The organism is Streptomyces sp. enrichment culture (assembly GCF_964272855.1).
In the GTDB taxonomy this organism is placed as follows: domain Bacteria; phylum Actinomycetota; class Actinomycetes; order Streptomycetales; family Streptomycetaceae; genus Streptomyces.
Map to the genome: position 1 here is coordinate 4097951 of NZ_OZ186847.1, position 14560 is coordinate 4112510.

10 protein-coding genes are annotated in these 14560 nt (G+C 72.7%); 6 read left to right on the forward strand and 4 right to left on the reverse strand.

Annotated features, from left to right (window positions below):
* Position 1: 1 nt before the first annotated feature.
* Positions 2-724, reverse strand: a complete 723-nt coding sequence (locus ACSU6L_RS17720) for a response regulator transcription factor (protein ID WP_437057954.1) — start codon at positions 722-724, stop codon at positions 2-4.
* Between the two features lie 122 nt (positions 725-846).
* Between ACSU6L_RS17720 and ACSU6L_RS17725 the strand changes: the two genes are divergently transcribed.
* The 3 genes from ACSU6L_RS17725 to ACSU6L_RS17735 all read left to right on the forward strand — a co-directional run bounded on the left by ACSU6L_RS17725 (position 847) and on the right by ACSU6L_RS17735 (position 3058).
* Entirely contained in the window at positions 847-1542 is a 696-nt protein-coding gene (locus ACSU6L_RS17725; protein ID WP_437057956.1) for a glycosyltransferase family 2 protein, read from the forward strand.
* Positions 1543-1619: 77 nt separating this feature from the next.
* Positions 1620-2306 (forward strand): TIGR04282 family arsenosugar biosynthesis glycosyltransferase, encoded by a 687-nt coding sequence (locus tag ACSU6L_RS17730; RefSeq protein ID WP_437064937.1) that lies wholly within the window; start codon positions 1620-1622, stop codon positions 2304-2306.
* On the forward strand, positions 2303-3058 hold the full coding sequence (locus tag ACSU6L_RS17735; protein WP_437057958.1) for a class I SAM-dependent methyltransferase: 756 nt from the start codon (positions 2303-2305) through the stop codon (positions 3056-3058). The genes ACSU6L_RS17730 and ACSU6L_RS17735 overlap by 4 nt, the downstream gene beginning before the upstream one ends.
* 322 nt (positions 3059-3380) lie before the next feature.
* On the opposite strand, the gene ACSU6L_RS17740 is transcribed toward ACSU6L_RS17735, so the two are convergent.
* The gene (locus ACSU6L_RS17740) at positions 3381-4631 is read right to left on the reverse strand and encodes a molybdopterin-dependent oxidoreductase (RefSeq protein WP_437057960.1); all 1251 of its coding nucleotides are present in this window, start codon (positions 4629-4631) and stop codon (positions 3381-3383) included.
* 161 nt (positions 4632-4792) lie between these two features.
* Between ACSU6L_RS17740 and ACSU6L_RS17745 the strand changes: the two genes are divergently transcribed.
* From ACSU6L_RS17745 to ACSU6L_RS17755, 3 genes are all read left to right on the forward strand, one after another.
* Entirely contained in the window at positions 4793-6136 is a 1344-nt protein-coding gene (locus ACSU6L_RS17745; protein ID WP_437064938.1) for a hypothetical protein, read from the forward strand.
* A gap of 140 nt (positions 6137-6276) precedes the next feature.
* Positions 6277-7482 carry a cytochrome P450 gene (locus ACSU6L_RS17750; protein WP_437057962.1) on the forward strand — a complete coding sequence of 402 codons (1206 nt, stop codon included), beginning with the start codon at positions 6277-6279 and terminating at the stop codon, positions 7480-7482.
* Positions 7483-7835: 353 nt separating this feature from the next.
* A complete protein-coding gene (locus ACSU6L_RS17755; RefSeq protein ID WP_437057964.1) occupies positions 7836-8903 on the forward strand; it encodes a type III polyketide synthase in 1068 nt (355 codons plus the stop codon).
* A gap of 172 nt (positions 8904-9075) precedes the next feature.
* Here the strand turns inward: ACSU6L_RS17755 and ACSU6L_RS17760 are convergent, their stop codons facing one another.
* Together ACSU6L_RS17760 and putP are read right to left on the reverse strand one after the other, a co-directional pair.
* Positions 9076-10767, reverse strand: coding sequence for a SpoIIE family protein phosphatase (locus tag ACSU6L_RS17760; protein ID WP_437057966.1), 1692 nt, complete (start codon positions 10765-10767; stop codon positions 9076-9078).
* 116 nt (positions 10768-10883) lie between these two features.
* Positions 10884-14477, reverse strand: coding sequence for a sodium/proline symporter PutP (gene putP / locus ACSU6L_RS17765; protein ID WP_437057968.1), 3594 nt, complete (start codon positions 14475-14477; stop codon positions 10884-10886).
* Positions 14478-14560 lie beyond the last annotated feature (83 nt).

Here is a 14560-nt window from a genome sequence, read left to right on the forward strand (position 1 = left end):
TTCACTCACCATCCGGTTCGAAGCGGTAGCCCACGCCCCACACGGTCTGGATGAGGCGGGGCCGGGCCGGGTCGTCCTCGACCTTGCCGCGCAGGCGGCGCACGTGGACCGTGACGGTCGACAGGTCGCCGAAGTCCCAGCCCCACACCTCGCGCATCAGGTCCTCGCGGCCGAACGCCCGTCCCGGATGCCGCAGGAGGAACGAGAGCAGGTCGAACTCCCGGACGGTCAGGGCGAGTTCGGTGCCGTTCTTGGTGGCCCGGCGGGCAGCCGGGTCGACCGTCAGGCCGGCCGCGGCCAGTCGCTGACCGGTCGCGGCGGGCCTGCTGCGGCGCAGCACCGACTCCACGCGCAGCACCAGCTCGCGGGGGCTGAAGGGCTTGGTGACGTAGTCGTCGGCACCGACTTCCAGGCCCAGGATGCGGTCGTCCTCGTCGCCGCGGGCGGTGAGCATGATGACCGGGACCGGCCCGTGCCCGCGTATCCGGCGGCACACCTCCAGGCCGTCCATGCCGGGCAGCATCAGGTCGAGGACGACCAGGTCGGGCCGGTGGGCGGCGGCACGGGCGAGGGCCTTCGGGCCGTCGTCGGCGCGGTCGACCACGTACCCGGCGCGGTCCAGGTACCCGGTGACGACCTCGGCGACGGTCGGGTCGTCGTCGACGACCAGGATCCGGGTCGAGGGTGGGCCCGCGGTCTCCTCGTGCTGATACGGCTGCTGCATGCCCCCAGCCTGGCATCGGGCGTCCGCCTGCGCCGGGCCCGAGCATCGCCAGCGCCTCGACGTCCGCGTTTCGTAAGGAGCGGACGTCCGTTATGCCCTATTCGCGTTCGTAGGGTGAGACCGTGACGACGACTCCTTCAGACGTCGACGTGGTGCTGCCCTGCCTGAACGAGGCCGAGGCCCTGCCCTGGGTGCTCCGGCGGATCCCGCCGGGCTGGCGCGCCCTCGTCGTCGACAACGGTTCCACCGACGGCTCCGACCGGGTCGCTCGCTCGCTCGGCGCGTCCGTCGTGCACGAGCCGCGTCGGGGCTTCGGCGCCGCCTGCCACGCCGGGCTGACCGCCGCCACCGCCGACGTCGTGTGCTTCTGCGACTGCGACGCCTCCCTCGACCCGTCACTCCTCGTCCCCTTCGTGCGCGAAGTGCGGGACGGCGAGGCCGATCTGGTGCTCGGGCGGCGGCGTCCGCAGGGCCGGGGCGCGTGGCCCGCGCACGCCCGCGCCGGCAACCTCGCGCTCACGCGGATGCTGCGCCGCCGTACCGGGCTGCGCCTGCACGACCTCGGTCCCCTGCGCGCCGCCCGACGCGAACCGCTGCTCGCCCTCGGCCTCACCGACCGGCGCAGCGGCTACCCGCTGCAGATGGTCGTCCGCGCGGCCGACGCCGGCTGGCGGATCGCCGAGCACGACGTGCCCTACCTGCCGCGCACCGGGGCCTCGAAGGTGACCGGCACGTGGCGCGGGACATGGCAGGCCGTGCGGGACATGAGCCGCGTGCTGAGTGAGGCCCCGGCGCACGGAGGAGGAACCGTCCGTTGAGTCCATCGAGTGCGTCGAGCCCGTCGAGCCCGTTGCGTCCGTTGTGTCCGTCGAGTGCGTCGCGTCCGTCGCGTCGGCTGCCCACGCTCCTGGTCATCGCCAAGGAGCCGCGGCCCGGCCGGGTCAAGACCCGTCTCACGCCGCCGTTCACGCCGAAGGAGGCGGCCTCGCTGGCCGAGGCGGCCCTCGCGGACACCCTGCACGCCGTGGCGGCCACGCCCGCCTCCCGGCGCGTCCTCTGCCTCGACGGCACGCCCGGGCCCTGGCTGCCGCCCGGCTTCGACGTCGTACCGCAGTGCGCGGGCGGGCTGGACGTACGGCTGGCGGACGCCTTCGCGCACTGCGACGGCCCGGCCCTGCTCATCGGCATGGACACGCCGCAGGTGACACCGGAACTGCTCACCGTGGACTTCGCCGACTGCGACGCGTGTTTCGGCCCGGCGGAGGACGGCGGCTTCTGGGCCCTCGGCCTGGCGGACCCCGACCCCGCCCTGCTGCGGGGCGTCCCCATGTCCACGCCCACGACGGGCGCGGTCCAACGGGGCCGGCTCGTCGCCGCCGGCCTGCGGGTGCGCGACCTGCCGCGTCTGCGCGACGTCGACACCGCCGCCGACGCCCACGCGGTCGCCGCCCTGGCCCCGGAGGGGCGCTTCGCGGCACGGCTGGCCCGGTGTCCGACGGTCACGCCGGCCCACTCATCAGACCCCCGCCCCCGCCCCCAACCCCCCGCGCAACCGGATCCGCGCCCGGGCCCGCCCCGATGAGCACCCCGCCCGCCACCACCCCCGCCTGGGCGGCCGCCGGCCCGTACGCCGCGGCGCTGCGCGCCGGTCGCGGGCCGCTGTTCCTGCGGCGGGCCGACGGGTGGCTGCTGCCGTTGGAGGTGGAGCGCTGGTGCGCCCGGGCCGACGTGGTCGACCGGGAGGTGCTGGACCGGTGTGAGGGAACCGTGCTGGACGTGGGGTGCGGGCCCGGGCGGCTGGTGGCGGAGCTCGCCGCCCGGGGACGGGCCGTCCTCGGGATCGACGTCAGCCAGGCCGCCGTCGACCAGACGGTGCGGCGCGGGGGTCAGGCGCTGCGGCGCTCGGTCTTCGAGCCGCTGCCCGGCGAGCGCCGCTGGGGCACCGTCCTGCTCATGGACGGCAACGTCGGCATCGGCGGCGACCCGCGCGCCCTGCTGGACCGGGTTGCGCAAGTCCTGCGCCCCGGCGGCCTGCTGATCGCCGAGACCGCTCCGGTGGACGTCGACGAACGCGCCCGGGTCCAGGTCGTCGACCTCACCGGCGCCGACGGAGCCGACGCCCCGTTCCCCTGGGCGCGGCTCGGCACGCGGGCGCTGCTGCGGTACGCGCGGGGCTGGGACGTGGCCGGTCAGTGGACGGCCGGCGGCCGGTACTTCGCCGCCCTGCGCACCCGCAGCGCCAGCAGCAGTGCCGAGCCTCCGAAGAGGACCGCGGTGATCAGCAGCCAGCGGGCGAGGAACACGTCCGCCGGCAGTCCGGTGCCGAGCCGGTAGCGCCGCTCCACCATGCCGCTGATCAGCGGGAACCACACGAGAAGGAGCAACCCGGACAGGGCCCCCGGCACGCGCACGTACGGCACCCACTCGCGGCGCCTGGCCGCGTCGAGCCCTCGTACGGCCGCCCGGTCCAGGGCCGCGTACAAGGGCAGGAGCACAAGGTCGTGCAGCAGCGCCGCGCCCACGAACCACAGCGCCACGCCGAACCAGTCGTCCGCGAGCAGCCGCACGCCCGCGTAGCCGGCGAGCGCGAAGGAGCAGCCGAGCAGCAGGAGCTGGAAGGGGCTTCCGACAGGGATCCGCAGCCGGCTCGTCGGCATCACAGGTCTCCGAACGTCAGACGGGCCACCCACTTGGTGTTGAGCACACCGGGCGCCGCGGGCACGATGATCCGCGCCGGGTAGCCGTGGTCGGGGGACAGCGGCTCGCCGTTGACGTGGAGCGCGAGCAGGGAACGCGGGTCGGCCACCTGGTTGGCGCGCAGTGCGGCCTGCCGGAAGGCGCCGCGCTGCTGGAGCGACTCGACGAACACGTCCGGCGGGTCGTCCTCGTATCCGACGAGTGCCGCCAGGTCGCGCAGCCGTACCCCGCGCCACCACTGGTCCGACGTCGACCAGCCCTCCACGCACGCGATGGGCAACGCCGCGCTGTGCAGGGGGAGTTCGGTGAGCAGGGCTCGGCTCAGGCGGACGGTGCCCGTGCGCCCCGTCACGACGAGCCGCCACGTGTCCTCGCCCGTCCGGGCCGCGTCGATCCCGGCGTACGCGGCGGTCTTGTTGATCTGGAACCCGTTCGGGCCGCTCCCGGGGTCGCCCCCGCCGTGCGGTGCGAGGAGGGCGGTGCGCCGCAGCGGGCCGTCGAAGTTCTGCCCCACCGTCGTCGCGAACAGCAGCAGCGAGCCGCCCCCGACGAACCACAGGGCACCCCGGCGGGAGACGGTCGGTTCGGCGGGGCGCGGGGACACCAGGTCGCTGTTGTCCTCCAGTGGGTCCCGCAGGTGCCGCAGGTTGCGCAGTGCCGTGGGCAGCTTCAGCAGCGCGTGGGCGACGAACGCGGCGAAGAACACCCACGCTCCGTAGAAGTGCAGCGCGTAGAAGGAGCCGGGGAAGACGTAGTCGAGCTGGATGTTGAGCACACCGGTGACGAACTCGAACAGCGCGCCGCCCACCAGGAGCAGCAGCGAGATGCGCTCCAGGGCGTGCGCGAGCGAGCGGGCCGGCGGCAGCGCGAACAGTCTCGGCACCACGGACCACAGCTTGGCGAGCAGGACGGGGATCAGGGTGATGCCGAGGGTGACGTGGACTCCCTGGTTGAGCCGGTACAGCCAGTGCGGGCCGGTCGGCCAGTCGAAGAGGTAGAAGCCGAGGATCCCCTTGTCCGGCGTCTTGTCGTTCACCGGCGCCAGGTCCGGGTTGTAGGCGGCGTACGAGACCAGGCCCGTCACGAACAGCACGGTGATGCCGGCCAGCAGGACGATGCCCAGCACCGAGGTGAACCAGGGGCCGCGCAGCGGGCTGCGCCAGAAGCCGGGCGAGGAGGGGAGCCGTGGGGCGTCGGGAGCGTCGCGCATGTCCCGACGGTAGGCCGGGACCACCCCGCGAAAGGGTGCCCGACCCATGACGAAACGCTGACGTCGGGCCCGGACGGCGGTCCGGGACCGGCCGCGCGGCCTAGCGTTCCGGTGTGATCCGCACCCTGCCCTCCGCCGAGCCCGATGCCGCGCGCTCCGGCGTGCCCCGCGGCCTGCGCCGCGACCTGTACGCCGCCGGGGCCGCCCTGTTGCTCGTGACGGCGGCCGTGCTGACGGGCCGCCACATCCAGGGGACCAGCCACACCCTCTTCGTCGACTGGGCCCCGCTGCTGGCGTCCTGGGGACCTCATCCGGGCCCCGGCACTCCGGCGGCCGTCCTGCTGGCCGTCGCCGTGGTGGCGTACGGCCCCGGTCTCGCGGCCCGACTCCCCTGGCGGGCCCTGCTGCCGGTGGCCTGGAGCACGGCCACCGCGTGGATCTGCTCCCTCGCCCTGATCGACGGCTGGCACCGGGGCATCGCCGCCCGGCTCACCACCCCGCACGAATACCTCCAGGTCATCGACCGCTTCCACGACATTCCCGCCGCCCTGCGGGACTTCACCGGGCACATCCTGCTGGGCTCCCCCGACAACTGGCCCGCCCACATCGCCGGTCACCCGCCCGGGGCCACCCTCACCTTCGTCCTGCTCGACCGGATCGGGCTGCGGGGCGGGGGCTGGGCCGGGGTGTGGTGCATCACCGTGGGGGCGACGGCCTGCGTGGCCGTGCTGGTCACGATCCGTGCCCTGGCCGGTGAGGCACTCGCGCGCAGGGCGGCGCCCTTCCTGGTCCTGGCCCCGGCCGCCGTGTGGATGGGCACCTCGGCCGACGCGTATTTCACGGCGGTGGCGGCGTGGTCGGTGGCGTCGCTGGCGCTGGCGGTCACCGGACGGCCCCTGTGGTGGGCGGGGGCGTCCGGGGTGCTGTTCGGCCTGACCTGCTACCTGTCGTACGGCCTCACCCTCGTCGCCCTGATCGCGGCGGCGGTGCTGGTGCTCGGCCGGGACGGCGTCCGGGCGCGTCCCGTCCTGCTGGTGCCGCTGCTCGCCGGACTTGCCGTGGTCCCGACGGCGTTCACGCTCGCCGGGTTCGACTGGTGGGAGGCGTACCGCCTGCTGGTCACCCGCTACCACCAGGGCGTGGGCGGCATCCGTCCCTACGGCTACTGGGTGTGGGCCAACCTGGCCTGCACGGTGCTGATCACGGGCCTGGCGACGGCGGCGGGCCTGCGACGCACAGGCGCGGCGCTCCTGAGGCACCGTGGCGACGCCGCCTCCCTGCGGGCCGCCGATGCCCGCCTCGCGCTCCTCGTGTCCGCCGCCCTCCTGGCCCTGCTGGTCGCCGACCTGTCCGGCATGAGCAAGGCGGAGACGGAACGGATCTGGCTGCCGTTCGCGCTGTGGCTGCTCCCGGCCTGCGCGTTTCTCACCGGCCCCCGCGCCTGGCTCGCCGGCCAGGCGGTACTCGCGCTGCTCCTGAACCATCTGCTGCGCACCGGGTGGTGACCGCTCGCGGGGGGGGGCGGAACGCTGTTAGGCCGAATGGCCGGAGCGGGGCGTGCCCGCGCGGGTGGTCGGGCACCCATGTTCCGTCCCGGAGTCCCGGACACCTCGGACCGCCTATCACAGCCCATCGGGAGCCACGCGTGGAACCAGTCGCCACCCCGCGAATCTGTCCGTTCGACTATGCCGAGGCCCTCGAGTTCGATCCCGTGCTGCGGCAACTGATGACCGAGGAGCCCGTCTCCCGCATCCGGCTGCCCCACGGCGAGGGGGAGGCGTGGCTGGTCACCGGCTACGACGACGTGCGCACGGTGACCACGGACCGGCGTTTCAGCCGCCACGCCATCATCGGCCGGAACTTCCCGCGCATGACCCCTGAACCCATCGTTCAGGACGAGGCGATCAATGTGATGGACCCGCCGGCCAGCAGCCGCCTGCGCAGCCTCATCTCCAAGGGATTCGCGCCCCGTCACATGGAACGCATGCGGGCCCGCACCCAGCATGTCGTGGACGAACTGCTCGACCGGATGGAGGAGCACGGCTCTCCCGCGGACCTCACCGAGCACCTCGCCGACCCGCTGCCCCTCGCCACCATCTGCGAGGTCCTCGACATCCCCGAGGCCGACCGGGCCCAACTGCGCGCCCACGCGCGGACCATGATGGACACCGGCATCGACAACCGGGACGACGCCGTACGGGCCAAGGCGGAGCTCCGTGCCTACTTCCAGACGCTGACCAGGGACCGGCGCGAGAACCCGGGCGACGACCTGATCAGCGCGCTGGCCACGGCTCGCGACGGAGACGAGATCCTCAACGACCAGGAACTGACCGTCATGGCGATGGTCCTGCTCATCACCGGGCAGGACACCACCACCTACCAGATCGGGAACATCTCCTATCTCCTGCTCACCCGGCCCGAAGAGCTCGCCATGCTGCGCGCCGATCCTTCGATGCTCCCGCAGGCCATCGAGGAAATGCTGCGCTACATCCCCTTCCGCAAAGGCGTCGGCATTCCCCGCGTCGCCCTGGAGGACGTGGAGCTGAGCGGGGTGAGGATCAAGGCAGGGGACATCGTGCACGTCTCCTATCTGACGGCCAACCGTGACGGACGGAAGTTCGACCGGCCCGACGAGCTGGATCTGCGTCGCTCCGGTCCGTCCCACATGACCTTCGGCTGGGGTGGACATCACTGTCTCGGTGCCCCGCTCGCCACCACGGAGCTGCAGGTCGCTCTCGGGACCCTCCTGGAGCGGTTCCCCGATCTCAGGCTGGCAAAGCCGGCCGAGGAAATCCGCTGGAACAAGACGTCGATCTGGCGTTATCCGCTCGCCCTGCCCGTCACCTGGTGACCGCGGCGCCCCCGGGTCGCGCATGGACTCCGTGCGCAACCGGGGACCACTCTTTTCCGGGGATCCGCGCCGCACGTGCTCGACGTGCGGCCGTCATCCTCCCGTCGTAGCGTGAGTCAGACGGCTGACCAGGCCGTGGCGGATCACATCCGTCCGAACGGGGAGAACTCAGTCTTCGACGGTCCGTACCGACCGCGCCCGTGCCAGGGACATCGAAACCGGCGCCGGGACCCACCGACGATCCGTTCCGCACCGTTTCCGCGCGGACAGGTCCGAGTGGCTACCGCCGGAGGGTTAATGCCCGACCTGGTCATGGTCCGGCCGTGTGGACCACGTGCGCTGGGAGGCAATCCATGGCGGTTCTCTGCAAGCCGGCGATCGAAGTGCCCGAGTACGTCATCACCAACGAGGAAACACTCGAGCTGGCGCGTCGGCTGCACGGCGACCACCCACAGCTCGGACTGGCGCTCAGGCTCATCGAGAACACCGGGGTGCGGAAGCGGCATCTGATCCAGCCCATCGAGAAGGTGCTGCAGCACCCGGGCGTGGACGCCCGCAGCGCCACCTACGAGGAGCACACCAAGGCCCGCGTGCCGGCCGTGGTGCGCCGCGCTCTCGAGCAGGCGGAACTGGAGCCGCAGCAGATCGACGTGATCATCTACGTGTCCTGCACCGGCTTCATGATGCCCCCGCCGACCGCATGGCTCATCGACACGATGGGCTTCCGTCCGGAGACCCGGCAGGTGCCCATCGCGCAACTCGGCTGCGCGGCGGGCGGTGCCGCCATCAACCGGGCACACGACTTCTGTACGGCGTACCCGGACGCCAACGCGCTCATCATCGCCTGCGAGTTCTGCTCGCTGTGCTATCAGCCCACCGATCTGGGCGTGGGGTCCCTGCTGTCCAACGGCCTGTTCGGCGACGGGATCGCCGCGGCCGTGGTCCGGGGCGACGACGGCGCCACCGGTGTCCGTCTGGAGCGCAACGGCTCGTACATCATCCCGGGCACCGAGGAGTGGATCTCCTACGCGGTCCGCTCCACGGGCTTCCACTTCCAGCTCGACAAGCGCGTGCCCGGAACCATGGAGCCGCTCGCCCCGGCCCTGCAGGCCCTCGCGGAGCAGCACCAGTGGAACGCCAGCAAGATGGACTTCTACATCATCCACGCGGGCGGTCCACGCATCCTGGACGACCTGAGCCGCTTCCTCGACGTGCCACACGAGGCGTTCCGCTTCAGCCGCGCCACGCTCACCGAGTACGGCAACATAGCCAGCGCGGTGGTACTCGACGCCCTGGCGCGCATGTTCGACGAGGGATCGGCCCTGGAGGGTCACCGCGGCCTGATGGCCGGATTCGGACCCGGCATCACCGCCGAGATGTCCCTGGGTACTTGGACCTCGGAGTCCGAATCCCAGTCGTGACGCCCTGAGCGCAGGCGGGCGGCGGTCTGGACCGCGTGGTCGAGGCCGTCGCCGGCTTCGGGAGTCGCCGGCTCCGGGGGGAGAAAACGCAGAACGGACAAACGACAGGCGGGAAGCATCGCCATGCCGAAGTCACCCGTCGGCAGGTCGTTTTCCGCGCCCCTGGCGCCCCTCAAGTCGGGTAGTGGGGCCCGTGCCGCACGGCCAGCAGGGCCACGTCGTCGTCGTTGTCGGGCGGGCGCGCCCGGGCCAGCAGCTCGTCGGTGAAGGACTCCAGAGGGCGGCGGGCCAAGGACGCGGCGTGGCGGCGCAGGCGTTCCAGGCCCTCGTCCAGGCTGTGGCCCGGGGACTCGATCAGGCCGTCGGTGTAGAGGAGCAGGGTCGCCCCGGGCGGCAGTTCCGCCGTCGCGTCGGGACGGACCTGCTCGGGCGCGACGCCCAGGAGCATCCCGTGGCCGTCGGTCAGATAGGCGGCCACGCCCTCGCGGGTGACCAGCAGTGGAGGTGGATGGCCCGCGTTGGTCCAGGACAGCTCGCACTGCCCGGCGGCGTTCTCACCCATACGGGCGAAGACCAGCGTCGCCATGGAGACCTCGGTGATGTCCAGCGTCGCCTGGTCGAGCCATTCCACGATCTTGCTCGGCGGCTTCAGCTGGGACACGGCGTACGCGCGGAGCATGTTGCGCAACTGGGCCATGCCGGCGGCGGCCTCCAGGTCGTGGCCGACGACGTCCCCCACGGCGAGGGCGGTGGCGCCGTCCGTCAGGTCGAACGCGTCGTACCAGTCGCCGCCGACGTGGGAGGCGTCCGGCGCGGGCAGGTAGCGGACGGCCATGCTGCGGCCGGGCGAACGCGGGAGCTTCGGCAGCAGATGGCGCTGCATGGTCTCGGCGACCTGGCGCTGGCGCTGGTAGAGGCGGGCGTTCTCCAGGGCGAGGCTGGCGCGCCGGGCGATGTCCTCCAGCAGGGCGGTGTCGGCCGTGGTGAACCGGTCGGGCTGGTCGGCGCGCCCCAGGGTGAGGGCACCCATCACGTCGTGCAGGCTGCGCAGGGGCACCAGGATGGCCGAGTGCATGCCGGTCGCCTCGAACAGCCGGCGCTGCTCCACCGCGATCCCGGAGTCGGGCGGGCCCTGGTACGTCTCGGGGCCGACGAAGGAGGACGCGACGCCGCGCAGGGCGCGGGACAGGGGCATCGGGGACTCCTGCGGCACCGGCGGCATGGGCCCCTGGAGATCGTCCCGGAACCGCACGGTGCCGCCCTCGGCTTGGGCGACGGCGAAGCGCGAGACCTCGTCCCGGTCGCCGATCAGGTCGATGACGGCCCAGTCGGCGATGCGCGGCACGACGAGGCTGATCAGGCGGCGCAGCGCCTCGTCGATGTCCAGGGTGGAGGTGAGCAGGGTGGTCGTCTCGGCGAGCAGGGCGAGCCGTTCCATTTCGGAGAGCCGTCCGCCGGCCGGTGGCTGCCGGCCGGTGTGCCCGGGGTGCGCCGGGGAGTGGAAGAGGACGAGCGTCGCCGTCGTGCGGATGCCGATGTCGCAGGGAGTGGCCAGCCAGGCCACCGGCAGCAGCGTGCCGTCTCCTCGTTCGAACCACTCGTCCTCACCTTGCCGCGTGCTCCCGGCGAGGAGGCTCTCCCGCATCCGGCACTGTGCCCTCGGCACCGGTTCCCCGTAGCCGGTGCGGTGCAGCAGGTCGTGGGCGTCCCGGCCGATCAGATCGGCCGCGGTGCGGACCAGGGACTGTTCGGCGCGCGCGTTGACGGCGACGATCAGACCCTGTTCGTCCGCCAGATAGGCGCCCGTGCCGAGGGCGTCGAGAGCCCTGGCCATCACGTGCCGCGGACCATCCGGGCCCAGCATCGCCAGCCCTCCCGTCACCGACAGACGTCGCCTGGCCCCGCCCCTGCGGTCCGGGTTCCCCCTGGGAGACGGGTGACCCTCGCGGCAGGCCCGGCGGGAACCATGGTGAGAGCGAGTCATTCGACCGTCTCGACGGCGATCATCTCCGTGGGGATGACCTGTTCCGTCCAGATGGTCTTGCCGGTCGTCGTGTAGCGGGTGCCCCAGCGCTGGGCGAGCTGGGCCACGATCAGCAGGCCCCGGCCGCCTTCGTCGGTGGTGCGGGCGTGGCGCAGGCGCGGGGACGTGTTGCTGGCGTCGGAGACCTCGCAGATCAGGCCGCGGTCCCGGATCAGGCGGAGCGCGACCGGGCCGGCGGCGTGGCGGATGGCGTTGGTCACCAGTTCGCTGACGATGAGCTCCGTGGTGAACGTCAGCTCGTCCATGCCCCAGTCGGCCAGCTGCCGGCTCGCGAGGCCGCGGGCCTCCGCCACGGCGGTCGGGACGCTCGGCAGGTCCCAGGCGACGACCCGGTCCCGGGCCAGAACCCGGGTGCGGGCGAGGAGCAGGGCTGCGTCGTCGGACGGGGGACCGGTCAGCAGGGCGTCGACCGCCTTGCGGCCGATCTCCTCCAGCGTCGGTCCGGGCGCCGCGAGGGCGTCGCCGAGGCGGGAGAGTCCGACGTCGATGTCCCGGTGGAAGCTCTCGATGAGGCCGTCGGTGTAGAGCGCGATGAGGCTGCCCTCGGTCAGCTCCCGTTCGACGGACTCGAAGGGGAGGTAGCCGAGTCCGAGGGGTGGTCCGGCGGGCAGGTCCAGGAGGTCGGCTCGGCCGTCCGGGCCGATGATCACGGGCGGGAGGTGTCCGGCCCGGGCCAGCGTGCACCGGCTGCTGACCGGGTCGTACACGGCGTACAGGCAGGTGGCGCCCAGGAACGCGGCGCCCAGGGTCTCGTCCCCGTCCCCCGTCGGCTCGTTGCCGTCGTCCGCCCCGATGACGCCGATGACCAGGTCGTCGAGGTGGGCCAGCAGTTCGTCCGGCGGGAGGTCCAGGTTGGCGAGCGTGCGGACGGCGGTGCGCAGGCGCCCCATGGTGGTGGCCGCGTTCATGCCGTGGCCGACGACGTCCCCGACGACCAGGGCGACCCGGGCCCCGGAGAGCGGGATCACGTCGAACCAGTCGCCGCCGACACCGCTGGGGGCGTCGGCCGGGAGGTACCAGGACGCCACCTCGACCGCGGAGCCGCCCGTCAGCTTCTGCGGGAGCAGCGAGCGCTGCATGGAACGGGCCGCGGTGCGCTCGCGGGTGAACCGGCGCGCGTTGTCGACGCTCACCGCCGCGCGGGAGACGATCTCCTCGGCGAGGCGTACGTCGTCGTCCTCGAAGGGGCCGGCGCGCCGGGACCGGGCGAACGTGGCCACGCCCAGGGTGACGCCGCGTGCCCGGACCGGGACCACCATCAGCGAGCGGAAGCCGAACTCGCGGATGGAGGCGCCCAGGGCCTCGTCCTCGGTCAGCCAGGGGCTGGCGGGGTCCAGGGTCCGTTCGACCAGGGTCGTGCTCTCCAGCAGGCAGCGGGTCACGGGCGACGACGGAGCACGCCGTACCGTTTCTCCCACGGCCAGGCTCGCCTCCGGGCAGCCCTCGCGCACCGACTGCTGCCCCGCGCGGCGGATGACGGGCATCATGCCGACCGGTCCGGGCGCCGGTTCCTCTCCCCTCATGACCGTGTCCAGCAGGTCGACGGCGACGAAGTCGGCGAGGGACGGCACGGCCTCGTCGGCCAGCTCCTGCGCGGTCCGCGTCACGTCCAGCGTGCTGCCGATCCGGGCACCGGCGTCGTTCAGCAGCGCCAGGCGGGCCTGGGCCTCCCAGCGTTCGGTGACGTCGATGATCATGTACCAGACGCCCACCTGCCGGCCATGGCGGTCCTTCATGGGGAAGAACGACGCGGAGTACGCCCGCTCCCGGTCCGGGTCGAGATGGCTGACGCCGCGGAACTCGTGGTCCATCACCGGGCGCCCGGTCCTGAGCACCGTCCGCATGTGCTCCTCGAACGCCGCCGCGTCCGAGCTGGGCAGCACCTCGCTCGCCTCCCGGCCAAGCCGCCGCGCGAGCGGGACCATGCGGTCCAGCGGCTCGTTCACCCAGACGTAGCGCAGGTCCGCGTCCAGGACGGCGATGCCGACGGGTGCGTGGGTGAGGAACGGCGCCAGCACCAGCTGGTTCATCCCGCCGCCCGGCATCCGCCAGAAGGCCTGCTTCGGCGGGCGGCCGACGAATCTGCCGAAGACCAGCGCGGCGACCGTGGCGACCAGCACGCCCGGGACCATCTCGTAGATGCCCGACTCGAACCGTCCGAGCCGTGGGTTGATCTCGTCCCAGAGCAGTACCGTGGCCGCCCCGGAGACGATCCCGGCCATGGCCCCCGCCCAGGTCATGCGCGGCCAGTAAAGCGAGAGCAGGACGACCGGCCCGAAGGCCGCCCCGAAGCCCGCCCAGGCGTAGGCGACGATGCTCAGCAGCCCGTCGGCTCTGAGCGCGATCCCGAAGGCGACCAGGATCACCACGACGACGGCGCCGCGCCCCACCCACACCAGCGCCTTGTCCGGGGCACGCCGGTTGAGGAACGCGTGGTAGAAGTCCTCCGTGAGGGCGACGGACGACACCAGCAGCTGACTGTCCGCGGTCGACATGATCGCGGCCAGTACGGCGATCAGCATCACCCCGGCGATCCAGGGGTTGAGCAGGGTCCGGCTCAGGACGATGTAAACCGTGTCCGGGTTGGGGAGCGGTGCGCCGAGCTGTCCGATCCCGACGAGGCCGACGAGCGTGGCGCCGCCGAGCACGACGATGGCCCAGCCCGTCCCGATACGGCGGGCCGCGGGGATGGCGCGGATGCTGCGGATGCCCATGAACCGGGCGAGGATGTGCGGCTGGCCGAAGTAGCCCAGGCCCCAGGCGAGCAGCGAGGCGATCGCGACGGCGCCGAGCGGCCCGTCCGCGAACCACTGGCCGTCCTCGTAGCGGACCTCGGCGCTCATCTCCAGCAGCGCCGGTGCCTTGGCGTCGAGGGCTTCGCCCAGCGCCCCGAAGCCGCCGAGCACGACGACGCCGGTCAGCGGGAGCACGATCAGGGCCAGGAACATCAGCGTGCCCTGCATGACGTGCGTCAGGCTCACGGCGAGGAAGCCGCCCAGGCACGAGTAGATGACGATCACCAGGGCGGTCAGCGTCACGCCGAGCCCGAAGCGCAGGTCGAAGACGCTCTCGAACAGCAGCCCGCCGGCCACCAGCCCGCTGGCGACGTAGACGGTGAAGAACACCAGGGTGACCGCGGCCGAGGCCATCCTGAGCACCCGGGTGCGGTCCTCGAACCGTTCCTCCAGGTACGCCGACAGGCTCACGGCGTTCCCGGCCCGCTCGGTGTAGGTGCGCAGCCTCGGCGCGACGAACAGCCAGTTGAGGTAGGTGCCGACGACCAGTCCGACGGCGATCCAGCTGGCGCCGAGTCCGGCCGCGTACACCGCTCCGGGGAGCGCCACGAACAGCCAGCCGGACATGTCGCTGGCCCCCGCGGACAGCGCGGCGACGGGCGCGCTGAGCCTGCGGCCCCCCAGGGCGAAGTCGGCGAACGTGCGGGTGCGGGCGTACGCCCAGACACCCGTTCCGATCATGGCGGCCACGTACACCAGGAACGTGGCCACGATCGGCGCGCTCAAGTCGAACATCGGCCCTCGCCTGCGAGGCTCATGCGCGTCGGCGCGACCGTCGGCGCGCCTGGCAGCTGTGTACCCGGTCGTACAAATCTACA

What these genes read in the sequence shown, in the direction of transcription:
- ACSU6L_RS17735 (WP_437057958.1), top strand. Translation starts at nt 2,303, where the DNA reads ATGAGCACCCCGCCCGCCACCACCCCCGCCTGGGCGGCCGCCGGCCCG.
- ACSU6L_RS17740 (WP_437057960.1), bottom strand. Translation starts at nt 4,631, where the DNA reads ATGCGCGACGCTCCCGACGCCCCACGGCTCCCCTCCTCGCCCGGCTTC.
- ACSU6L_RS17720 (WP_437057954.1), bottom strand. Translation starts at nt 724, where the DNA reads ATGCAGCAGCCGTATCAGCACGAGGAGACCGCGGGCCCACCCTCGACC.
- ACSU6L_RS17755 (WP_437057964.1), top strand. Translation starts at nt 7,836, where the DNA reads ATGGCGGTTCTCTGCAAGCCGGCGATCGAAGTGCCCGAGTACGTCATC.
- ACSU6L_RS17760 (WP_437057966.1), bottom strand. Translation starts at nt 10,767, where the DNA reads ATGCTGGGCCCGGATGGTCCGCGGCACGTGATGGCCAGGGCTCTCGAC.
- putP (WP_437057968.1), bottom strand. Translation starts at nt 14,477, where the DNA reads ATGTTCGACTTGAGCGCGCCGATCGTGGCCACGTTCCTGGTGTACGTG.